Raw genomic sequence first — 20,671 nt, 5'->3', positions numbered from 1 at the left:
GTCGGCTTCGCCTTAGAGGCAAAGCGCGCCCTTCGTCACCCCTCCCCGACGCTCGCCATGATGGTCCCCAAGGCAAAGACGGTGGCCGCCGGGTCGAGCGACAGGCGGGGCGCGATCGAGGCGGTCTCGCGGGCCTGGTCGTAGGCGGCGAGCGCCCGCTGGCGGCGGAGGCCCTCGGCGGCGCGCGCCTCGGCGGCGAGCAGCGGGGGCACGATGTCGAGGAAGGCGGCGTAGCGCGGCCGGGCGGCCTTCAGGGCCAGGGCCGAGGCGAGGCGCGAACGACGGCTATTGTCGGGGTCGCCGCGGCGCAGGATCGCAAGCGCTTCCTCGGCGAGCGGCACGAGGTCGAGCTCGGCAAAGGCGAGCGCGCGGTCGGCCGAGCCGGCGGCGAGCGCGATCAGCCGGGCGCGCGCCTCGGGGGTGAGGCTCGGCTGGCGCTCGGCTAGGATGGTGTCCAGCGTCGCATCGTCGAGCGCGCCGAAATCGAGCCGCCGGCAGCGCGAGCGGATGGTCGGGAGCAACCGCCCAGGAACGTGGCTGACCAGCAGCAGCAGGCAATTGGCCGGCGGCTCCTCGAGGAGCTTCAGGAGCGACTGCTGCGCCTGCGGCTCGAGCTCGTCCATGCAGTCGATGATCGCGACGCGCCACGGGCTCAGGGCCGGCGCGGCACGGAACAGCTCCTGCAGCTTGCGGACCTGGTCGATGACGATGCCGCGGCGAAGCTCGCCCTTGTTGGTGCCGGTCTCATGGACCTCGCGCTTGATCAGGCGGAAGTCGGGGTGGCTGCCGGCCTCGACCAGCCGGGCGATGCGGTGATCGTGCGGCACGTCGAGGCCCGGGAGGTCGACCGGCGGGCCGGCGGCCTCGGCGAGCACGCGCAGCGCGGCGGCGCGGGCGAAGGTCCCCTTCCCCACCCCCTTGGGCCCGGCGAGCAGCCAGGCGTGGTGGAGCTGGCGGCTGTCCCAGGCCGCGCGAAAGGCGGCGACCGCGCGATCCTGGCCAAGCAGCGTCACAGCAGGTCGCCCAGCGCGGCGAGCAGGCGCGCGGTGACCTCCTCCGGGGTCCCCGAGGCGTCGATCAGGCGCACCCGCTCGGGCTCGGCGGCGGCGATGGCGCGGAAGCTCTCCTCGACCGCCTGGTGGTAGGAGGCCGGTCGGCCGCCGATCCGGTCGCTCGCCGCGCCGTCGCGGGCGCGGGCGCGTTCGGCGCCTTCAGGGTGGAGCAGGAGCAGGGTGCGGTCGGGAAACCACCCCTCGATGCCGAAGGCATTGACCGCGCGGACCGCCTCGATCCCGAGGCCGCCGGCGCCGCCCTGATAGGCGAGGCTCGAATCGACGAAGCGGTCGGAGAGGACCCACTGCCCGCCAAGGATCGCCGGACGGACGATCTTGTCGACATGATCGGTGCGCGCGGCGGCGAACAGCAGCGCCTCGGCTGGCGCGCTCCAGCGCTCCTCGCCGCCCTCGAGGAGCAGGCGGCGGATCGCCTCGGCGCCCTCGCTTCCGCCGGGCTCGCGGGTGGTGACGACGGTCAGGCCGCGCGCGCGCAGCGCCTCGGCGAGGGCGGCGAGCTGGGTGGACTTGCCGACCCCCTCCCCGCCTTCGAGCGTGATGAAGCGGCCGCGGGCCAAGGGCTCAGGCCATCCCCACGAGTTGCTTGAGGCCGAGCCACAGGCGCCCGAAGAAGCCGGCCTCGCCGACCGCCTCGCCGGCGACCAGCGGCATGCGCTGGGCGGTGCCGTCGGGGGTGGTGACGACCAGTTCGGCGACCTGCTGGCCCTTGGCGATCGGGGCCTTCAGCGGACCCTGGTAGGCGATCTTGAGCTTGGGCTCACCGCCGACCGCGCCGGCGGGATAAGTGACCGCGATCGGCCGCTCGGCGACAAGCGGCACGGTGGCGGCATCGCCCAGCTGGACTTCGGCCGAGCCGACCGCGGCATTGGCGGCGTAGAGCGGCTTCGACTGCCAGGCGTTGAAGCCCCAGTTCATCAGCTTGACCGATTCCTCGATCCGGCTGTTGTAGGTCGGCAGCCCCGCGACGACCATGATCAGGCGGCGGCCGTTCTGCTCGGCCGAGCCGGTGAAGCCATAGCCCGCCTCCTCGGTATGGCCGGTCTTGAGGCCGTCGGCGCCCTGGATCTTGCCGAGGATGGGATTGCGATTGGCCTGCGTGATGTCCTGGCCCGAGCCGAGGGTCTTGCCCCAGGTGAACGAGGGCTGGCCGTAGAATTGCTTGTAGAGCTTGGGGTGGCGCTCAATCGAGGCGCGGGCGAGCTTGGCGAGGTCGCGCGCGGTGACGAAGGTGCAGCCCTCGTCGGGCCAGCCGTTCGAATTGCAGAAGCGGCTGCCGGTCATGCCGAGCTTCTTCGCCAGCGCGTTCATCTGGGTGGCGAAGGCCTGCTCGGTCCCGCCGATGCACTCGGCGACCACGACCGACGCGTCGTTGCCCGAGAGCGTGACGATGCCGTGGAGGAGGTTCTCGAGGCTGACCTGCTCGTTGGGGCTGAGGAACATGGTCGAGCCGGCCGCCGGGCCATGCCATTTCTGCCAGGTGGCCGGCTGGACGGTGCAGGTCTTGGACAGCGAGAGCTTGCCGCTCTCGATCAGCTCGAAGGCGACCTCGGTGGTCATCATCTTGGCCATGCTCGCCGGCGGCATGGGGGTGTCGGCGCCCTTGTTGAGGAGCTCGGCGCCCGAGGACAGGTCGAGCAGATAGGCGACCCGCGCGGGCGTCTCGAACGGCGGCGCGGCGGCGGGCGCAGCGATGGTGGTGGCAAGCGCGGTGGCGGCGACGAGGGTGCGAAGGCGATTCATGGGCCGGTGGTAGCGCTGCCTTGCCCTCCCGTCATCCCGGGCTCGACCCGGGATCCGCCTTTTCTCGGCGGTTGCGACGAAGTGAAGGCGGACCCCGGATCAGGTCCGGGGCGACGGCACGGTCGAACCTAGCCTCCGGCGGCAATGCGATCGGCCAGCAACCCCACCGAGAGCGCGTAGAAGTTCGAGCAATTGTAATCGAGGATCGCGCGGTAGTTGACCGAGAGAAGATAGGCGGTCGCCCCCTGCCCGTCGGGCTCGATCAGAGTCGCCATCTCGCTGTCGGCAAGCGCGGTGCGCTGCGGCTGCACGCCGAGCGCGCGCCACTCGCGCATGGTCAGCCAGCGGCTGTGACGGCGGAAGACCTGGGGACAGCGCGGCGGATTGAGCGTGGTGCGGAGCGCCGCGCGGTTGAGGCTCGCAGGCACATTGACCGGGATCCCCCAATGGACTCCGCGCTTCCAGCCGGCGTCGCGCAGATAGGCGGCGATGCTGGCCAGCCCGTCCATCTCGCTGCCCCAGATATTGGCCTGGCCGTCGCCGTCGCCGTCGGTGGCGAGGCGGAGCACGTTCGACGGCATGAACTGCGGATAGCCGGTGGCGCCCGCCCAGCTGCCCTTGAGGCGGCTGCGCGGGGTGCCGCGGTCGATCAGCTGGAGGGCGGCCACGAACTCTTCCTCGAAGAAGGACCGGCGGCGGCCTTCATAGGCCAGCGTCGCAAGCACATCGAGCAAGTCGAAATTCCCCGTCACCCGGCCATAGCTGGTCTCGTGGCCGAAGATCGCCATCACCACCTGCGGCTCGACCCCGAAGCGCTGCTCGAGCCAGGCGAGCTGCGCGCGGTTGTTGCGGAAGCGCGCGGCGCCGCGGTTGATGAGGTCGGGCGTGACGTGCTCGGCCTTGTAGGGCGCGAAGGGCGGGATGTAGCTCGAATTCGGCGGACCGCCCGGTTGCTGGCGGTCGAGTGCGACCACGCGGGCATTCTGGGTGACGTAAGGGACGGTCGCGGCGATCGTCGCCTCGCGCACGCCGGCGGTCCGGGCGAGGCTCGCCAATCGCTGCTTGTAGCCCGCAAAGCCGCTGACCGCCCCGTATGTGGAGGCGGCGGGGGTGATGATCCGGATCGGCTCGGGCGGAAGCGTTCGAACCTGGACCGGCGCGGGCGCGGGCGCGGTCCGGGGCGGCTCGGCGGGGCGGTCGGGCAAGGGCGCAAGCGGATCGGGCTCGAGCCGCGCGCTCGCCGGGGTCAGCGCGATCGCCGACAGGCACAGAAGGGAAGCACTCCACCGAAACGCCACGTGCTGAAACTTCCTCCCGCTCATCACTCACCAACGCGCCAGGCACGAGCCCGTTCAGCCGCCTTGCGTCAAGCCATGCCTCAGGTCTAGGCGGGCAAAGCTGAACGGACGCCGACACGGGGCGTCCCGTGTCCGGATGGGTGGCCGAGTGGTTTAAGGCAGCGGTCTTGAAAACCGCCGTGCGGGGAACCGTACCGTGGGTTCGAATCCCACCCCATCCGCCAGCATCCGCCTCCGTCCGCCCTGCCGTTCGTCGCCTCGCCGAACCGTTCGTCGACCGGTCGAACCAGCCGCGCCACATTTGTCGCGCCGTCTTAGTCTGCTCGCACAGACAAGGGGAATGAATGTGACGAACTGGGTGCGGGCGACGGCGATTGCGGCGGCAATGATGACGTCGACGGCGGCAAGCGCGGGGGGTGGATCGGTCCAGGACCGGGTCACGCCCTATGACGCGAAATTCTTCGCCCAATATGCTCCGCGGACCGCGCTCGACATCGTCCAGCGCGTCCCCGGCTTCAACTTCGACCAGGGCAATAGCGATGTCCGCGGCTTTGCCGGGGCGGCGGGCAATGTCGTCATCAACGGCGCCCGGCCGAGCAGCAAGGCCGAGGGCCTGGCGACCGTCCTGTCGCGAATCCCGGCGAGCAGCGTCATCCGGGTCGAGGTCGCTCCGGGCGACCTCTACGGCTCGGACTATGCCGGCAAGAGCCAGGTCCTGAACCTCGTCCTGTCGGCGACCGGCGGGACCGAGGGCAATGTCACTTTGTCGGCCAACCGCCTCTACACGGGATACGTCAACACCGACGCCAAGGGCTCGGTCCAGTGGAAGCGGGGCGCCTCGACCATCAGCCTGTCGGGCGGCACCGGGCGCTCGCGCCAGGTCGAGGAAGGCCATGACTATGTCGACGCCCTCCCCTCGGGCGAACGGATCGAGACCCGCCGCAAGATCAACAGCTATTTCGACAAGAATCCCTTCATCAGTGCCAATTGGGCGCTCGAGCGGGCGCCCGACAAGGCGATTCGCGCCAACATCCGCTGGCAGCCGAGCCGCTTCGACCTGACCCAGCGCAACCGCGTCGACACGGTCGGCGAGCCGCTCCACGACGACAGCCTGGTCCAGCATTACAAATTGCCGGTGTTCGAGATCGGCGGCGACATCACCCGTCCGCTCGCCGGGGGCGCGATCAAGCTGGTGGCGCTGGCCACGCGGCGGAAGAAGGACAATTTCGACGCCTACCTCGGCCGCGACGGCCTGCTTTCCGACGATCCCGCGGTCATCGGCGGGTTCGAGCAGCGCCAGAAGGCGAAGCTCGACGAGACCATCGGCAAGCTGAACTGGAGCCGCGCCGACCTCGCCGGCTTCACGGTCGAGGTGGGCGCCGAGGCCGCGCTCAACAAGCTCGACAACCAGACCCGCCTGTCGGTGATCGAGGAGGACGGGACCCGCGTCCCCGTCGCGCTTCCGATCGCCAATGCGGTGGTCAAGGAGAAGCGCGGCCAGCTGACCTTCAACGCCGGGCACAATCTCTCGCCGACCGTCCGGATCGACGGCGGGATCGCCTATGAATTCTCGCACCTCACCGTCACCGGCGACACCGAGGCGTCGCGGACGCTGCGGTTCTGGAAACCCACGCTCAACCTCGACTGGCAGCCCAAGGGCGGCTGGCACGCGCGGCTGTCGGCACGGCGGACGGTGGCGCAGCTGAATTTCTACGATTTCATCAGCGTCGCCGAACTCAGCACCGACCGGGTCAATGCCGGCAATGCCGACCTTCGCCCGCAGCGGACCTGGGAATTTCGGGCACTGCTCGAGAAGAGTGTTCTCGGCGACGGCCAGCTGAGGATCGAGGCGGCCTATGATCGGGTGTCGGCGCTGCAGGACCAGATCCTGACGCCCGATGGCTTCTCGGTCCCCGGCAACCTCGGCACCGGCACGCGCCGCGGCATCTCGGCGCAGCTCGACACCCCGCTCGACAAGCTCGGCCTCAAGGGCGTGCGGGTGAAACTGAACGGCCAGGTCCAGAAGACCCGGGTCCACGACCCCATTTCGGGCCGGGTCCGGCGGTGGAGCGATTATTGGCCTGAGTGGGAGGTCGGCATGGAGCTGCGCCGCGATGTCGGGCCCTGGTCCTATGGGGTGAGCGTCAACGACCGCGACAGCTTCTATTTCTATCGCGCCGACGAGACCGACCGCAATTTCAACGACAAGCCCTATGGCACGGCTTTCGTCGAATGGCGGCCCTCGGCGCGGACTTCGCTCACGCTCGACATCGACAATGCCTTCGACACCGCGGGGGGGCGCGAGCGGTTGTTCTTCCTTCCCAATCGCTCGGTGGAAAATCCCGCTTTCCGCGAGCGGCGGATCCGCAATCGCCACGTCTCGTTCGGGCTGACCTTGAAGCAGAGCTTCGGCGGGGGTGGCGCGAAAAGTTGAGGGGCGATAAAGGGCGTTCCATGCTGAAGACGCCCGATCCCGCCCTCGCCCACGAGCCCCGCCTGCTGCCCTTCGACTGGGCCGATCCCCTCGGCCTCGAGGAGCAACTGACCGAAGAGGAACGGCTGGTCCGCGACACCGCCGAAGCCTTCGGCCAGGAGAAGCTCCAGCCGCGGGTGACAGAGGCGTTCCTCAACGAGGAGTTCGACCGCGAAATCCTGCGCGAGATGGGTGAGCTCGGCCTCCTCGGCCCGACCATCCCGACCCAATATGGCGGCGCCGGCCTCGGCTATGTCGCCTATGGCCTCATCGCCCGCGCGATGGACCGGGTCGACAGCGGCTATCGCTCGGCGATGAGCGTGCAGAGCTCACTCGTCATGTATCCGATCTTCGCCTACGGCTCGGAAGAGCAGCGCATGAAGTATCTCCCGGGCCTCGCCAGGGGCGAGCTGGTCGGTTGCTTCGGCCTGACCGAGCCCGACGCCGGCTCCGATCCGGGCGGGATGCGCACCCGCGCCGAGAAGACCGCGACCGGCTACAAGCTGACCGGCGCCAAGATGTGGATCACCAATTCGCCGATCGCCGACGTGTTCGTGATCTGGGCCAAGTCCGACGCCCATGGCGGCAAGATCCGCGGCTTCATCCTCGAGAAGGGGATGCCCGGTCTCACCGCGCCCAAGATCAGGCAGAAGCTGTCGATGCGCGCCTCGATCACCGGCGAAGTCGTGATGGACGGGGTCGAGGTCGGCGAGGACGCGCTGCTGCCCAACGTCGAAGGCCTCAAGGGTCCGTTCGGCTGTCTCAACCGCGCCCGCTACGGCATCGGCTGGGGCGCGATGGGCGCGGCGGAATTCTGCTACGAGGCGGCGCGTCGCTACACGCTCGACCGTCACCAGTTCGAACGGCCGCTGGCGTCGAACCAGCTGGTCCAGCTGAAGCTCGCCAACATGGTCACCGAGATCGCCTTGGGCCTGCAGGCGGCGCTGCGCGTCGGCCGGCGTCTGGAAGCGGGCGAGCTCATCCCCGAGACGATCAGCCTCATCAAGCGCAACAATGTCGGCAAGGCGCTCGACATCGCCCGGGTCGCCCGCGACATGCACGGCGGCAACGGCATCAGCGCCGAATATCAGGTGATCCGCCACCTGCTGAACCTCGAGACGGTCAACACCTACGAGGGCACGCACGACGTCCACGCGCTGATCCTCGGGCGCGCGATCACCGGCATCAGCGCTTTCTAGGTCCCACAAACACGTCGTCCCCGCGAAAGCGGAGACCTCAGGCATCGCGCTAGGCGGCCGAGGTCCCCGCCTGCGCGGGGACGACGAATAAGGTCAGATTGGTGGGCCCCGGCTTTCGCCGGGGCTCATCAGCTTACGACGGCTGGCCGTCGCCCGAGCCCATGCCCAGCCGCTCGAGGTCGGCCGCGTCGGGACGCTTGTCGAAGACGGCGTCGATCAGGCCGAAGGCCTTGGCCTCGTCCGCCTCGAGGAAGCTGTCGCGATCCATCGCCTTCTCGATCGTCTCGAGGTCCTTGCCCGTATATTTCGCGTAGAGCGAGTTGAGGCGGGTGCGCATGCGCAGGATCTCGCGCGCCTGGATCTCGATGTCCGAGGCCATGCCCTGGGCGCCGCCCGAGGGCTGGTGGACCATGATCCGGCTGTTGGTCAGCGCGACGCGCATCCCCGGCTCACCCGCGGCGAGGAGGAAGCTGCCCATCGAGGCGGCCTGGCCGATGCAGACAGTGCCGACGCGCGGCCGGATGTACTGCATGGTGTCGTGGATCGCGAGGCCGCTGGTGACCACGCCGCCCGGCGAGTTGATGTACATGAAGATGTCCTTCTTCGGGTTCTCGGACTCGAGGAAGAGCAGCTGGGCGACGATCAGCGAGGACATGTGATCCTCGATCGGGCCGGTGATGAAGACGATCCGCTCGCGCAGCAGGCGCGAATAGATGTCGAAACTGCGTTCGCCGCGGTTCGACTGCTCGATGACGATCGGAACCAGACCGCTGACGATATCTGCATGATCCATGGGGTAAGACTTGTCCTGTCGTTGCGTTCCCGGACTACATCGGGCGGTTGCCGGACAAGTTCAAGCCGCCCGCAACAGGAAGGGGCGACCGACGCATCCGCCGGCCGCCCCTGCCCCGTTCAGCCCTGCGGGCCGCTTACCACTTGTAGGCGATGCGGCCGTAGAAGAACTGGCCGGGCACGTCGTAGGTGGTCGGATCGTAATTGTTGATGCTGCAGGTGAAGCAGGCCGGCGGATCCTTGTCCGTCAGGTTGTTCCCGCCCACCGTCAGCATCAGACGCTTGTCCATGATCGGCGGGGTCCAATTGACCTGTGCGTCGACGTAGAAGCGGCTGCCGAGCTTGTTCGAGGTCGCGGTGGTGTTGAACAAGGGCGTCAGGCTGCTCTCGACCACGCTGTGGATGTAGCGCCCGGTGACCGAGGCGCCCAACCCGCCGAGGCTCCAGTCGGCCGTGCCGTTCCACTTGAACTTGGGGTAGGCCTGGTCGGGGCTGCCCCGCTCGGTGCCGCGGCGGTTGATCGTGAGGTTGCCGAGGCTGCCGTTGTTCTGGGTCACCTTGTATTTCAGCAGCCACGAGGCGTTGCTGGTGAGCCCGATCCGGCCCCACCCGCTCTCGGGTGAGCGGTAGCTGGCGGTGAGGTCGAACGAGCGGGTCTTGATGCTCGCCAGGTTCTGCAGCGTGCCGTCGATCTCGTTGACGAAGCCGTTGGCGGTGCGCACGACGAGATCGCAGTTGACCGCGGATAGCGCGCAATTGTTGAGCGTCAGGCTGGGATCGAGCGCGGCGATCGCGTTCTTGACCTTGATGTCGTGCCAGTCGCCCTCGATGCTGATGCTGTGCCCGCCGAAGCGATGGGCATAGACCGCGCCGAGGTTGATGCTCTTCGACGTCTCGGGCTTGAGGTTGCGATTGCCCTGCGTGATCACCGGCAGCTGGCCCGGATCCTCGGCATAGCTGCCGTCGGCGGGAACCCCGTCGGCGATGCAGTTGGCCTGCGCGGTCGGGCTGGTCTGCCACGGATTGCCGGTCTGGTTCGAGCAGGGATCGGCCACCGGAAGGTCGTAGCGCGACCGTCCACCATAGAGCTCGCCCAGCGTCGGCGCGCGGAAGCCGGTCGAATAGGCACCCCGGATGAGGATGTCGTGAACCGGCTTGTAGAGCCCGCTGACCGTGTAGGTGGTCTTGCTTCCGCTGGTCGAATAGTTCGAGTGGCGGATCGCCGCGTTGGCCTCGAGCGAATAGGCCATCGGCTGTTCCTTGAGGATCGGGACCCTCACTTCGCCGTAGATTTCGTCGACATTATACTTGCCCGCCGCCGGCTGGGCCGGAATGTCGGCGCCAAGGCCCGCCGAGACGATCGGGTCGGGCGTGAAGCGCGCGCTCTGGTAGCGATGCTCGACACCGACCGCGAAGGCGAGCGGGCCCGCCGGCAGGTCGGTGATGTCGCCGCTGAGGTTGGCGGTATAGTCCCACAGCTTCTGGTTGCTGCTGTCGTGCTCGGTGAAGGCGATGTAGTCGAGCATCGCCGGGGTGATCGAGCCCGCCCCGCCGAACAGGTTCAGCGGCACGCAGCCCGGCGTCGCGTTGCAGGCCGCGACCGGGCCCAGCGCCACGGCGACGCGGTCGGCGCGGACGTTGCCGGTGAAGCGCTGGTTCGCCTCGTTGATCCCGAACAGCGCGTTCACGTCCCAATACCAGTCGTGGCCGCCGACGTTGAACTTGCCGTCCAGCGTCGCCGCGCCCGAATAGGTGTTCACCTTCTGCGTGAAGTCGCGCTGACCGGCCTCGACCAGGCGACGGGCGACGAAGCTGTAGTTGGGCGTCAGGCCGTTCGAGGTCCCGTCGGGATTGAGGCCCGACTGCAGCGTCACGCCGAACGGGTTGAACGGATTGGTGACGTCGATCGAGAGCGTGTCGAACAGGCTGCCCGCGCCATTGCCCGCGTCGGGACCGATGAACAGGGGCTCGAACGCCGCGCGATTGTTCGAATTGCGGCGGTTGTAGCTGCCGCGCAGGCGCAGGTTGATCGTGTCGTTGAGCTCGGTCTTGGTGCTGAACCAGCCGCCGTAACGCTCGTTCGGGGTCAGGATGTACTGATATTGCGCGAAGTTGAAGCGGTCGGCGTTGGTGAAGGCGCGCAGCTCACCAAGCGTCGGCGTGCTGTCGGGCGGGTTGGAGATAGTCTGGCTTCCGTTGAAGGTCAGGAAGCGCCCGTTGACCGCCGCGCTCGAGCACCCGCTGCCCGGAATGGCGCAGGTGGTCTGCCCCGGATTGGGGAATTGCGAAATGTCGCGGTCGCGCGAGAAGACCGGCTTCTGCTTGCTGTAGAAGCCGCCGACCACGATGCTGGTCGCGGGGAACTGGAAGCCGTAGCTCGCCTGATAGTCCTGGGTCTCGCCGTCGCCCTGGCGATATTCGCCATATTGCGCCGAGGCGCGCAGCCCCTTCTGGCGCTGGACGGTGATGACGTTGACCACGCCCGCGATCGCGTCCGAGCCGTAGAGCGGCGAGGCGCCGGCCTGCAGCACTTCGATCCGCTCGATCATGTTGGTCGGGATGGAATTGAGGTCGACCGAGCCCGGGATACCGCTGGCGCTGGTGCCGTTGACGAAGCGCAGGCCGTCGACCAGCACGAGGGTGCGGTTGGCGCCGAGATACCTGAGGTCGATGGTCGCCGAGCCGGCGCCGACACCGCCGCCGTCGGGCGGGTTGCCGAGATTGCCGCTGGCATTGACCTTGGTGTTGAGCCCGCCGCTGGCGCTGGGCAGCCGCTGGAGGACGTCGGCGACCGCGGCGAGACCGGTCTTGGCGAGCGAATCCTGGTCGAGGACCACGACCGGCGCTTCCTGCGCGAGCGGATCGCGGCGGATGCGCGATCCGGTGACGACGATTTCCTCGCCCGGTGCCGCCGCTTCCGGAACCGCCGAGCTTCCCGGTTCGGCGGTCTGGGCGAAGGCCGGCGCGGCCAGCGCGCTGGCGAGGACGAAAGCGGCACAGCTGTTGTGCCAGCGCATCGATTGTCGACTCATTGAACACCCCCTGTTTAATCGCGGTTTTCCGCGACCGAAAAGGTGCGCTCATATTTGGGTTTGGAACAGCGATTTCTTGCTGTGGTATTTGCGACGTGAGCGATTGTTGCTTTGCCGTTACAGTCAGGACCGGGTCTGGCCGCTTCCCCGGACGACATATTTGAAGCTGGTGAGCTGGTCGGGCCCGACCGGCCCGCGGGCGTGGAGCTTGCCCGTGGCGATCCCGATCTCGGCTCCGAAACCGAATTCGCCCCCGTCGGCGAACTGGGTCGAGGCGTTCCACAGCACGATCGCACTGTCGACCTGGCCGAGGAAGGACTCGGCGACGTCGGCGTCCTCGGTGATGATCGCCTCGGTGTGGCCGGTGCCGTAGCGGGCGATGTGGGCGGCCGCTTGCCGCCAGTCGCTGACGGTGCGGATGCTGAGGACGGGTGCGAGATATTCGGTCCCCCAGTCGGCCTCGTGCGCGGGGAGCATGGGGACGATGGCGGCGGCCTCGGCGTCGCCGCGAAGCTCGCAGCCGCGAAGCGCCTCGGCGATGGCCGGGAGCATCGGCAATGCCGCGCGGTCGATCAGCAGGGTCTCGGTCGCGCCGCAGACCGAGACGCGGCGGAGCTTGGCGTTGGCGACGATCGCCGCCGCCTTGGCCGCATCCGCCGCTTCGTGGACGTAAGTGTGGCAGACGCCTTCGAGATGACCCAGCACGGGCACCCGCGCCTCGGCCTGAACCCGCTCGACGAGGCTTTTCCCCCCACGCGGGATGACGAGGTCGAGATTTCCCCCAAGGCCCTCCAGCAGCGCGCCCACCGCCGCCCGGTCGGTCGTCGGCACGATCTGGACCGCCGAAGCGGGCAGGCCGGCGTCCTCCAGTCCCTGCGCCAGCGCCCCGTGGATCGCCTGGCTGGTGGCGAAGCAGTCCGAGCCGGGTCGGAGGATCACCGCATTGCCTGAGCGGACGCAGATGGCGGCGGCGTCGGCGGTGACGTTGGGCCGCGCCTCGTAGATCATGCCGATGACCCCGATCGGGGTCCGGACGCGGGCAATGTCGAGGCCGTTGGGACGCTTCCACCGCGCCAGTTCGGCCCCGACCGGATCGGGCAAGGCGGCCACGTCCTCGAGCGCCGTCGCAATGGCCTCGAACCGGGCGGAGTCGAGCATCAGCCGGTCATGGTGGCGGGTCGCGGCGGCGAGGTCGGCGGCATTGGCAGCGAGGACCTGCGGCGCGTGTTCGCGCAGCCGGACCGCCATGGCGCGGATCGCGGCGCTGCGCTGCGCCGCGTCCGCCCGGCGGAGCGCCTCGGCACCGGCGCGGGCGTCACGGCCGAGCGCGATCATCTGCTCTTCGAGGCTCATCGGAGCACCATATCATCGCGGTGGATCAGTGCATCCCCGCGCGAATAGCCGAGGATCTCGGCAATGGCGCTGCCCCGCTTGCCCACCAGCCGCACCGCCTCGTCGGCGTCGTAGCGGGCAAGGCCGCGAGCAAGTTCGCGGCCGTCTGGTGATAGCACGACGAGGCAGTCGCCGCGCCCGAAGCGGCCCTCGACCGCCGTCACCCCGGCGGGAAGCAGGCTGCTGCCGCGGGCCAGCGCGGCAGCGGCGCCGGCGTCGATCCGGAGGCTTCCCACGGGCTTGAGCGTTCCCGCGATCCACGCCTTGTAGGCGCTCGCCGGGCTGCCGTGGGCGGCAATGGCCGTGTGGCGCGCGTCGCCGGCGATCAGGCGAGCGAGCGGGCGCTCCCCCGCCCCGCTTCCGATCAATGTCACGCAGCCCGCCGCGGCGGCGATCTGCGCGGCCTCGAGCTTGGTCCGCATGCCCCCGGTGCCGGGACCGGCGGCGTCCGTGTCGCCGGCCAGCGCGAGGATATCGGGGGTGAGCTCGGCGACATGCGGCAGATGCTCGGCGGCGGGGTCGCGGCGCGGGTCGGCGGTGTAGAGGCCGTCGATGTCGCTCAAGAGGACGAGCGTGTCGGCCCCGGCAAGCTGCGCGACGCGCGCCGAGAGCCGGTCATTGTCGCCGACCCGGAGCTCGGCAGTGGCGGTGCTGTCATTCTCGTTGATGATCGGCACAGCGCCCGCGGCCAGCAGCGCTGCGAGCGTGCCGCGAGCGTTGAGGTAGGCGCGGCGGTCCTCCGTGTCGTTGGCGGTGAGCAGGAGCTGCGCGGTGACGAGGCCGACGGGCGCGAAGGCTTGGCCCCACGCCTGCATCAGGAGCGGCTGGCCGGCGGCGGCGGCGGCCTGTTTCTGGTCGAGCCGGGGCGACTTCGGCAGCCCGAGGAGATCGCGGCCGAGCGCCACCGCCCCCGAACTGACGAGGATCACCTCGGTCCCTTGCGCGCGCAGCGCGGCGACATCGGCGGCGAGGCGCTCGGGAAACCCCTCCCCGCCCGTCACCAGCGCCGAGCCGAGCTTGACCACGAGCCGCCGGACGGGCGGCCCGGCCATCAGGCGTCGAGCCCCGGCGCGGGCTGCGCGAGATAGGCCAGCCGGCGGATCTCGCGGCGGCCGTGGGTGACGGTGTCGAGGATGAGGCCGGTGAAGAAGAAGAGCATGGCGACGATGACCATGCCGGTGACGAGGATTGCGGTCGGCACCCGGGGGACCAGCCCGGTGTCGAGATAGGTCAGCACCAGCGGCACCGACAGCAGCACCGCGAGCACCAGCATGAGCGCCGCGAGGATCCCGAAATAGAGGGTCGGCCGCTCGATCCGGTAGAGGTTGAGCATGGCCTTGAGGATCCGCCAGCCGTCGCGATAGGTCGAGAGCTTGGAGGCCGAGCCCTCGGGCCGCGCGCCATAAGCGGTGGCGACCTCGCCGACCGGCATCCGCAGTTCGAGCGCGTGGACGCTCATCTCGGTCTCGATCTCGAAGCCCGCCGACAGGACCGGGAAACTCTTCACGAACCGCCGCGAGAACACCCGGTAACCACTGAAGACATCAGTGAAACTGCGCCCGAACAGGCTCGACAGGAGGCCCGTGAACAGGCGGTTGCCCCAGACATGGCCGCCGCGATAGGCCTCCTTGGCCTCGTGCTGGCGCGTACCGACGACCATGTCGAGCTGCTCGGCGAGCACCATGTCGACCATCGCCGGCGCGGCGCCAGGGTCATAGGTGAGGTCGCCGTCGGCCATCACATAGACGTCCGCCTCGACGTCGGCGAACATCCGCCGGACGACATGGCCCTTGCCCTGCTGGCGCTCGGTCCGCACCACCGCGCCGGCAGCGCGCGCCACCTCGGCGGTGCGGTCCCGGCTATTGTTGTCGTAGACGTAGACGGTCGCGGTCGGCAGCGCCGCGCGAAAGCCCGCCACCGTCTGCGCGATGGCGGCTTCCTCATTGTAGCAGGGCAGCAGCACGGCGATGCGTGGCTGGTTCGCCGTCATCCCTTGTTCCCCTGTGCGTCATCCCGGCCCCCGAGCCGGGATCCCGCTTCTTCCTTCGAACAGAAGAACGAGAAGCGGGACCCCGGGTCAAGCCCGGGGTGACGAGTAGCGCTTAAGCCGAAGCCTTCTTGGCTTTCTTGGCGGGCGCCTTGGCCGGGGCGGCGTCCTTCACCGGCTCGGCCGGGACCGGCTTGTCGGCTTCGGCCTCGACCGCGCCCTTGGCGGGCTTGGCCGGCTTCTTCTTGGGCTCGGCCTTGGCTTCGGTGGCCGGAGCCTCCTCGGCCGCAGCGGCCTTCTTGCCCTTGGCGGCGGCCTTCTTCGCGGGCTTGGCCTCATGGGCATGGTCGTGGCCGCAGCCCGGACCATGGACATGGCCTTCCTCGGCCTCGAGATCGGCTTCGATCTCGGCGCGGGTCGCGGCGCGATCGGTGATGTCGGCCTTGGTGAAGAGGAAGTCGACGACCTTGTCCTCGTAGAGCGGCGCGCGCAGCTGGGCGGCGGCCATCGGCTCCTGCTGGATGTACTGGATGAACCGCTCGCGGTCCTTGGGCTGATACTGCTGCGCGGCCTGCGCGATCAGCCGGTTCATCTCCTGCTGGGTCACCTCGATGCCGTTGGCGGCACCAATTTCGGAGAGGAGCAGGCCGAGACGGACGCGACGCTCGGCGATCTTGCGATAATCGTCCTTGTCCTTCTCGATCTCGGCCTTGGCGGCTTCGGGATCGGCCTCGTGGCTGGCTTCATGCTCGAGCTGGGCCATGATGTTGGCGAACTCGGCATCGACCATCGAGGGCGGGACGTCGAACGAATGGGCGGCGGCCAGCTGGTCGAGCAGGCGGCGCTTCATGTGGGTGCGGGTGAGGCCGTTCAGTTCCTGGCTCTGCTGGTCGCGGAGCAGGCCCTTCAGCTGGTCGAGGCTCTGGAGGCCGAGGTTCTTGGCGAAGTCGTCGTCGATCTTGGTCTCGCCCGCGACCTTCACCGCGGTGACCTTGACGTCGAAGGTCGCCGGCTGGCCCTTGAGGTTCTCGGCCGGATAATCGTCGGGGAAGGTGACGTTCAAGGTGCGCTCGTCACCGACCTTGGCGCCGATCAGCTGGTCCTCGAAGCCGGGGATGAGCGTGCCCGAGCCGATCTCGACCGCCATGTCGGTGCCGGTACCGCCCTCGAAGGCGACACCGTCGGCGGTCTTGCCGACGAAGTCGATCACCACCTGGTCGCCGGTCTCGGCCTTCTTGCCCTTCTTGGCGTCCTCGAAGCGCTTGGACTGGCTGGCGAACTGCTGGACCTGCGCGTCGACCGCGGCCTCGTCGACCTCGGCGGTCAGGCGCTCGAGCTTCAGGCCGTCGATCTGCGGGGTCGGAACGTCGGGCAGCGTCTCGAAGCGGACCGTGACCTCGGCGTCCTTGCCGGGCTCATAGCCGTCCTTCAATTCGATCGCGGGCTGCATCGCCGGACGCAGCTTGTTGTCGGCCAGCAGCTTCTGGACGCCGTCCTGGATGGTGGTCGACAGCGCGTCCTGGTGCAGCGCCTCGCCATGCATCTTGCGGATGAGGTTGGCGGGGACCTTGCCGGGGCGGAAGCCGGGCATGCGGATCTGCGGGGCGATGCGCTTGACCTCGCCCGCGATCTTGTCGTCGATCTCGGCTGCCGTGAAGGTCAGCGTGTAGGCCCGCTTCAGGCCCTCATTCTCGATCTCGACGCTCTTCATGATGGCGAAAATTCCCGATAAAACGTTGAAAGGTGATGCGGATCGGCTCGCTTGGGGCGGCGGCGGAAACTGGTGCGGGCGAAGGGACTCGAACCCCCACATCTTGCGATACTGGAACCTAAATCCAGCGCGTCTACCAATTCCGCCACGCCCGCGCGAGCGTTCAGGGGCGGCCCTATAGCAGCCTCACCCCGGGGGGCAAGCGCGGTGGACCCGGCGGGGCCTTCCGTTCGTTCACGCCCCCATGCAACAGCTTCCCCCCTTCCCCGACGACGCCCCCGGTTTCGAGCCCAGCCAGCCCGGCCAGCCGAGCGAAGCCCCGCCCGAGACCCCGCCCGCCGAGGCGCCGGTTGACGTCCCATCGCCGCCGAGCCCGGGCAACGACCCCAATCCGACCCCGATCTCCCCGATCGGCTGAGCCGGCCGGCGACTATTTGCGGCGGCGGGCGCTTGCGACCATCGCCTCGAAGTCGGGCAGCACCTGCGCGAAATAATGCGAGCGGGCGGCGTCGACGTTGACGAGGTAGAGCTTGCCCTCGATCACCGCGCCGACCGCGCGGCCCTTCCGCCAGACCTCGTCGCCGTCGAGATGCTCATAGTCGAGCTGGAAGCCGGCAGCCCCCATGAAGGTCCGCGGCGCGAGGCCGAGCGTCCTAAAGTCGACCGCGCCGCCCTCGACCCGGTAGAGCGTCTCGAGCAAGGCGGCGATCTCGGGCGCGGTCATGTCGGAACGGAATTTCGGGACCTGCCGGTCGGCCTTATATTCCTGCCGGATCAGCCGTTTGTCGTTGGGCAGCCCGGCGACGAAGCTCATCGTGTCGAGATAGGGGCCGTTCAGCGTCCAGTCCTCGACCCAGCGGACGTCGGACAGGACGCTGCGCTGGGTGCGGTTCCATTCGCGCGGCGCGGTGACGCTCATCGCCCCCGAGCCGGTGTTGATGGTCTGCCCGGCGCGAACCAGCCCATAGGGACTGCCGAAGCCGCCCCCGCCCCCGGTCGAGGCGCAGGCCGACAGGGCAAGGACCGCGGCGGCAAGAACAGGCATGCGGGTCATCGGCGGCTTATCCTAGCTCTGGATCAACTGGCGGACGAAGGGCGCGTCGGGGGCGTTGGGGGCCAATGCGAGATAGCGCTGCAGCGCCTTCCGGCCCTCGTCCCTGCGGCCTTCCTTCATCAGCATGACGCCGTGCCAGCGCCAGGCATCGGGCGGCGCATCGGGATAGCGGACCGCGGCGGCATAATCGGCGGCCGAGGCGGCATGATATTTGTCGGCGTTGCGCAACCGGTTGACCTCGGCGCGGGTGAAGAGGAGCTGGCCGTTCCAGCCGTCCTTGGCGAGCGTCTCGACGATATAGTTGCTGGCGCCGGGGTCGTTGAGCTTGACCTGGTCGTCGAACAGCATGGCGCGAATGGGAGCGATGGCGCGCAGGTAGCGCTCGCGCCCGCGGTCGTAGCTGCGGCCCGCGACGGTCAGTTCGGCGGCGCTGACCCTGAGGTCGGCAAGCCGCTCGCGCGGGGCCGGGTGGGTCGCGAACAGGCTGTAGCCGCGATCGACCCGCTTGCGGCGTTCGCGCGCCGACCATTCGAGCTCGGTGATGAGCTGGTCCCAGGTCTCCGACATCGACAACGGCGCATAGCCCGCCTCGGCGATCAGCTTGACGCCCAGCGCATCGGCCTCGGCCTCGAGCTGGCGCGAATAGCGGAACAGGGTGAGCAACGTGCCAAGCTCGGCCAGCCGGACGAGATCGCCGGTATAGGTGCCGGTCGCGCCGCCCGCGAGCCCCGCGCCCATCGCCAGCACCGAGAAGATGTTGCTCTTGCGCTTCATGTCGCGCCACGAGCGAAGCTGGTGCTTGAGGAGGAAGTGGCTGCTCTCGTGGGCGATCACCCCGGCAAGCTGCGCCTCGTCGCGCATCCTGAGGAGGAGGCCGGTGAAGACCACGGTGAAGCCCGTCGGGAACATCATCGCGTTGAACTCGGGCACGCGCGCGAGATAGATGCGCATGTCCCTGGCCGCCGGCCCGCCGACCTTGCCGATCAGTCCTTGCAGATAGGCGTTGAGGCCGGGATCGCGGACGAGGATGTTCGAACCCGCGACTTCCTCCTCGACCCGCTCCATCTGCTGCCACAGGCCCTTTTCGTCCGTGTCGACGGCCTTGTAGCCGGGACCGATCAGAGGCTTGAGCGACCCGGGCGGGATGCGGGCGGCGGCGGGCCCGGCGAGGAGGGTCGCGCCCGCTCCGGCAAGCATCGCGCGGCGGCTGACCTCGGCGCTCACTTGGCGGCTCCGGCCTGGGCCTGGGCGCGGCGGACGTCGCGGCCCGGCTTCATCCGGCCGAGCAGGCGGTCGACCATCTGCGCGGCGCCCTGGGGCGTGCGGATGTCGCCCATCTTGATGCCCGCCACCTGGCTGGAGGCCTGGAGGACGTTGAACCAGACGACCTCGCCGGTGCGCAGGTCGACGAGGCTGGCATAAGCGACCTGCCCGCCGCCGCCGATGTTGGGCGCGCAGAAGCCGACCAGGCAGCCGGCGATCCCAAGCACCTGCATCGCGACCCGGCCATTGTCGGCGAAGCTGTCCTCGGCGTGGAGGAAGAGGGCATAATCATAGCCGGTCGCCTGGCCGAGCCGGACCGCGTCGGCGCCGAGCGTATAATCGAGGCCCTTGCCCCGCTTGGTCGGCAGCTCGGCGCCGAAGAACTTGTGCAACGCGATCGAGTTGCCGACCGCATTGTGGAGCCGCTCGAGGTCGGCGATGGTGTCGGCCGAGACCCCGGGGAAGCTGTCGCGCTTGGCGAGGATGCGGGTCTCCCCGCCCCGCCCGGCCTGCTGCGCGGCCAAGGCGGCGACGATGTTGGCGCGCGCGGCCTCGGTCCAGTCGGCCCGCGGTTCGGTCAGCCCGCCCGCCTTGACCGAGCCGACCGTCACGTCCGGCCGCATCACCAGCAATTTGTAATTGCCCTGCGGCGGCGTGAACTGGAGGTCGGCGACCTGCCGGGTCTGGACGCAGGCGCCGAGCCCCAGCGACAGGACGGCGAGCGCCGTGAGAGCTAAGTTCCGCATCGCCCCATTCCCTCGAAAACTGATCCGAGCCGTCTGCAAAAGCCCGCTTGTTCAGGCACTTGGTAACGGGTTTGCTAGGTTGCGCAAGCTGTCGTGCCGATGAACGGGGCGCAAATTCTGCTGTTCCGCCAGATGCTTAAGGCCGCGCTAACCTTGTCTTTACGCGGCTTGGTATAGCTTGCGCCCTAAGTGACGAGCCCACCTGATTGAAGTGGACACGAAGGGAAACGACATGGTGCAATCCGGAGCAGCACGGAAGACCGGCTCGGCGGTGGCCGAGGCGCATGCCGCGCGCCTGGATGCGGCGGGCAGCCACCGCCACGCCCATGCCGAAGACCTGTGCGGTCCGCTCGCCCCCTATCGGGCGCGCGACCTCGACGATTTCGTGCACCTGCTCTGCGCCGTCTATGGCCGCCAGCCGAGCGTGATCGAGCTGGCGCTTCACTCGGCGCCCCCGGCGCCGGTCCGCGCCTGGCTCGAGGAAGCCGCCAACGCCTTCGAGCGTGAGCGGCTCTATCTCGTCCGACTGACCGCCGCCGCCGGCCCGATCCCGAGCACGCCGGGCGCGGCCGAGACCGAGGCTGCGCTGCTCGCCCAGCGCCACGCGCTCGAGACCCTCGCGCGCTCCGAGCGGCAGGGTTGCGCGCTCGGCGCCGCGACCGCGCTGGTCGCCGACTGGATGGGCCTGCGCCCGATGCTCGACAAGGCCGCGCACCGCGTCGCGGTCGAGGTTCCGCCCTGCGCGCTTCCGGGCGAAGGCTCGATCGCCGACGTCCTCGTTATGGCCGCCGACAGCATGGCCGCCGAACGCGCCATCCGCTTCGGCGCCGAGCAGCTGCTTCTCCAGCACCGCGCGATGTTCGACCTGCTCGAAGCCCGCAGCGAGGCGCGGGAGGACTACTAAGCGCCCG

General features: G+C 69.0%; 17 protein-coding genes and 2 tRNA genes. 5 read left to right on the top strand and 14 right to left on the bottom strand.

Going from position 1 to position 20,671, the window contains the following annotated elements; translation table 11 throughout:
* Positions 1 to 35: 35 nt before the first annotated feature.
* The 4 genes from BS69_RS0112880 to BS69_RS0112865 all read right to left on the bottom strand — a co-directional run bounded on the left by BS69_RS0112880 (position 36) and on the right by BS69_RS0112865 (position 4,111).
* Positions 36 to 1,013, bottom strand: a complete 978-nt coding sequence (locus BS69_RS0112880; RefSeq protein ID WP_029942361.1) for an AAA family ATPase — start codon at positions 1,011 to 1,013, stop codon at positions 36 to 38.
* A complete protein-coding gene (gene tmk, locus BS69_RS0112875; RefSeq protein ID WP_029942360.1) occupies positions 1,010 to 1,630 on the bottom strand; it encodes a dTMP kinase in 621 nt (206 codons plus the stop codon). The genes BS69_RS0112880 and tmk overlap by 4 nt, the downstream gene beginning before the upstream one ends.
* A gap of 4 nt (positions 1,631 to 1,634) precedes the next feature.
* Positions 1,635 to 2,813, bottom strand: a complete 1,179-nt coding sequence (locus tag BS69_RS0112870) for a D-alanyl-D-alanine carboxypeptidase family protein (protein ID WP_029942359.1) — start codon at positions 2,811 to 2,813, stop codon at positions 1,635 to 1,637.
* Between the two features lie 128 nt (positions 2,814 to 2,941).
* Entirely contained in the window at positions 2,942 to 4,111 is a 1,170-nt protein-coding gene (locus BS69_RS0112865) for a lytic murein transglycosylase (protein WP_245605166.1), read from the bottom strand.
* 134 nt (positions 4,112 to 4,245) lie between these two features.
* Between BS69_RS0112865 and BS69_RS0112860 the strand changes: the two genes are divergently transcribed.
* The 3 genes from BS69_RS0112860 (at position 4,246) to BS69_RS0112850 (ending at position 7,783) form a co-directional block, all read left to right on the top strand.
* Positions 4,246 to 4,335: transfer RNA gene (locus tag BS69_RS0112860), tRNA-Ser, on the top strand.
* Positions 4,336 to 4,496: 161 nt separating this feature from the next.
* Positions 4,497 to 6,545 carry a TonB-dependent receptor domain-containing protein gene (locus BS69_RS0112855; protein ID WP_169738091.1) on the top strand — a complete coding sequence of 683 codons (2,049 nt, stop codon included), beginning with the start codon at positions 4,497 to 4,499 and terminating at the stop codon, positions 6,543 to 6,545.
* A 20-nt stretch (positions 6,546 to 6,565) separates the two neighbouring features.
* A complete protein-coding gene (locus BS69_RS0112850; RefSeq protein WP_029942356.1) occupies positions 6,566 to 7,783 on the top strand; it encodes an acyl-CoA dehydrogenase in 1,218 nt (405 codons plus the stop codon).
* A gap of 133 nt (positions 7,784 to 7,916) precedes the next feature.
* Here the strand turns inward: BS69_RS0112850 and BS69_RS0112845 are convergent, their stop codons facing one another.
* The 7 genes from BS69_RS0112845 to BS69_RS0112815 form a co-directional block, all read right to left on the bottom strand.
* A complete protein-coding gene (locus BS69_RS0112845; protein WP_029942355.1) occupies positions 7,917 to 8,576 on the bottom strand; it encodes an ATP-dependent Clp protease proteolytic subunit in 660 nt (219 codons plus the stop codon).
* Positions 8,577 to 8,712: 136 nt separating this feature from the next.
* The gene (locus tag BS69_RS0112840; protein ID WP_037504877.1) at positions 8,713 to 11,607 is read right to left on the bottom strand and encodes a TonB-dependent receptor; all 2,895 of its coding nucleotides are present in this window, start codon (positions 11,605 to 11,607) and stop codon (positions 8,713 to 8,715) included.
* Positions 11,608 to 11,730: 123 nt separating this feature from the next.
* On the bottom strand, positions 11,731 to 12,960 hold the full coding sequence (locus BS69_RS0112835) for a glutamate-5-semialdehyde dehydrogenase (protein ID WP_029942353.1): 1,230 nt from the start codon (positions 12,958 to 12,960) through the stop codon (positions 11,731 to 11,733).
* On the bottom strand, positions 12,957 to 14,051 hold the full coding sequence (proB, locus tag BS69_RS0112830) for a glutamate 5-kinase (protein ID WP_029942352.1): 1,095 nt from the start codon (positions 14,049 to 14,051) through the stop codon (positions 12,957 to 12,959). The genes BS69_RS0112835 and proB overlap by 4 nt, the downstream gene beginning before the upstream one ends.
* A complete protein-coding gene (locus BS69_RS0112825; RefSeq protein ID WP_029942351.1) occupies positions 14,051 to 14,989 on the bottom strand; it encodes a glycosyltransferase family 2 protein in 939 nt (312 codons plus the stop codon). Before BS69_RS0112825 ends, proB begins: the two co-directional genes overlap by 1 nt.
* Positions 14,990 to 15,101: 112 nt before the next feature.
* Positions 15,102 to 16,697, bottom strand: coding sequence for a trigger factor (tig, locus tag BS69_RS0112820; protein WP_029942350.1), 1,596 nt, complete (start codon positions 16,695 to 16,697; stop codon positions 15,102 to 15,104).
* A 70-nt stretch (positions 16,698 to 16,767) separates the two neighbouring features.
* Positions 16,768 to 16,852, bottom strand: a tRNA-Leu gene (locus tag BS69_RS0112815).
* A gap of 89 nt (positions 16,853 to 16,941) precedes the next feature.
* On the opposite strand from BS69_RS0112815, the gene BS69_RS14355 reads away from it, so the two are divergent.
* Positions 16,942 to 17,115: a hypothetical protein gene (locus tag BS69_RS14355; RefSeq protein WP_156957043.1), complete on the top strand. Its 174-nt coding sequence runs from the start codon at positions 16,942 to 16,944 to the stop codon at positions 17,113 to 17,115.
* A gap of 12 nt (positions 17,116 to 17,127) precedes the next feature.
* Here BS69_RS14355 and BS69_RS0112805 read toward each other — a convergent pair whose 3' ends face one another.
* Genes BS69_RS0112805 through BS69_RS0112795 form a run of 3 tightly spaced genes read right to left on the bottom strand, consistent with a single transcriptional unit; the run spans position 17,128 to position 19,760 of the window.
* Positions 17,128 to 17,751, bottom strand: coding sequence for a hypothetical protein (locus BS69_RS0112805; RefSeq protein WP_029942349.1), 624 nt, complete (start codon positions 17,749 to 17,751; stop codon positions 17,128 to 17,130).
* A 12-nt stretch (positions 17,752 to 17,763) separates the two neighbouring features.
* A complete protein-coding gene (locus BS69_RS0112800; protein ID WP_029942348.1) occupies positions 17,764 to 18,975 on the bottom strand; it encodes a M48 family metallopeptidase in 1,212 nt (403 codons plus the stop codon).
* A complete protein-coding gene (locus BS69_RS0112795; protein WP_051676826.1) occupies positions 18,972 to 19,760 on the bottom strand; it encodes a hypothetical protein in 789 nt (262 codons plus the stop codon). The genes BS69_RS0112800 and BS69_RS0112795 overlap by 4 nt, the downstream gene beginning before the upstream one ends.
* A gap of 232 nt (positions 19,761 to 19,992) precedes the next feature.
* Between BS69_RS0112795 and BS69_RS0112785 the strand changes: the two genes are divergently transcribed.
* The gene (locus BS69_RS0112785; protein WP_156957042.1) at positions 19,993 to 20,664 is read left to right on the top strand and encodes a DUF6975 family protein; all 672 of its coding nucleotides are present in this window, start codon (positions 19,993 to 19,995) and stop codon (positions 20,662 to 20,664) included.
* Positions 20,665 to 20,671 lie beyond the last annotated feature (7 nt).

Origin of the sequence: Sphingomonas astaxanthinifaciens DSM 22298, from assembly GCF_000711715.1 — a bacterium.
In the GTDB taxonomy this organism is placed as follows: Bacteria; Pseudomonadota; Alphaproteobacteria; order Sphingomonadales; family Sphingomonadaceae; genus Sphingomicrobium; species Sphingomicrobium astaxanthinifaciens_A.
Note: the sequence above shows the minus strand (reverse complement) of the source record. Positions and strands in the feature narration are given on the sequence as shown.

Coding starts and splice junctions, on each gene's coding strand:
- BS69_RS0112870 (WP_029942359.1), bottom strand. CDS start 2,813: ATGAATCGCCTTCGCACCCTCGTCGCCGCCACCGCGCTTGCCACCACC.
- BS69_RS0112855 (WP_169738091.1), top strand. CDS start 4,497: ATGATGACGTCGACGGCGGCAAGCGCGGGGGGTGGATCGGTCCAGGAC.
- BS69_RS0112850 (WP_029942356.1), top strand. CDS start 6,566: ATGCTGAAGACGCCCGATCCCGCCCTCGCCCACGAGCCCCGCCTGCTG.
- BS69_RS0112845 (WP_029942355.1), bottom strand. CDS start 8,576: ATGGATCATGCAGATATCGTCAGCGGTCTGGTTCCGATCGTCATCGAG.
- BS69_RS0112840 (WP_037504877.1), bottom strand. CDS start 11,607: ATGAGTCGACAATCGATGCGCTGGCACAACAGCTGTGCCGCTTTCGTC.
- BS69_RS0112835 (WP_029942353.1), bottom strand. CDS start 12,960: ATGAGCCTCGAAGAGCAGATGATCGCGCTCGGCCGTGACGCCCGCGCC.
- proB (WP_029942352.1), bottom strand. CDS start 14,051: ATGGCCGGGCCGCCCGTCCGGCGGCTCGTGGTCAAGCTCGGCTCGGCG.
- BS69_RS0112825 (WP_029942351.1), bottom strand. CDS start 14,989: ATGACGGCGAACCAGCCACGCATCGCCGTGCTGCTGCCCTGCTACAAT.
- tig (WP_029942350.1), bottom strand. CDS start 16,697: ATGAAGAGCGTCGAGATCGAGAATGAGGGCCTGAAGCGGGCCTACACG.
- BS69_RS14355 (WP_156957043.1), top strand. CDS start 16,942: ATGCAACAGCTTCCCCCCTTCCCCGACGACGCCCCCGGTTTCGAGCCC.
- BS69_RS0112805 (WP_029942349.1), bottom strand. CDS start 17,751: ATGACCCGCATGCCTGTTCTTGCCGCCGCGGTCCTTGCCCTGTCGGCC.
- BS69_RS0112795 (WP_051676826.1), bottom strand. CDS start 19,760: ATGCGGAACTTAGCTCTCACGGCGCTCGCCGTCCTGTCGCTGGGGCTC.
- BS69_RS0112785 (WP_156957042.1), top strand. CDS start 19,993: ATGGTGCAATCCGGAGCAGCACGGAAGACCGGCTCGGCGGTGGCCGAG.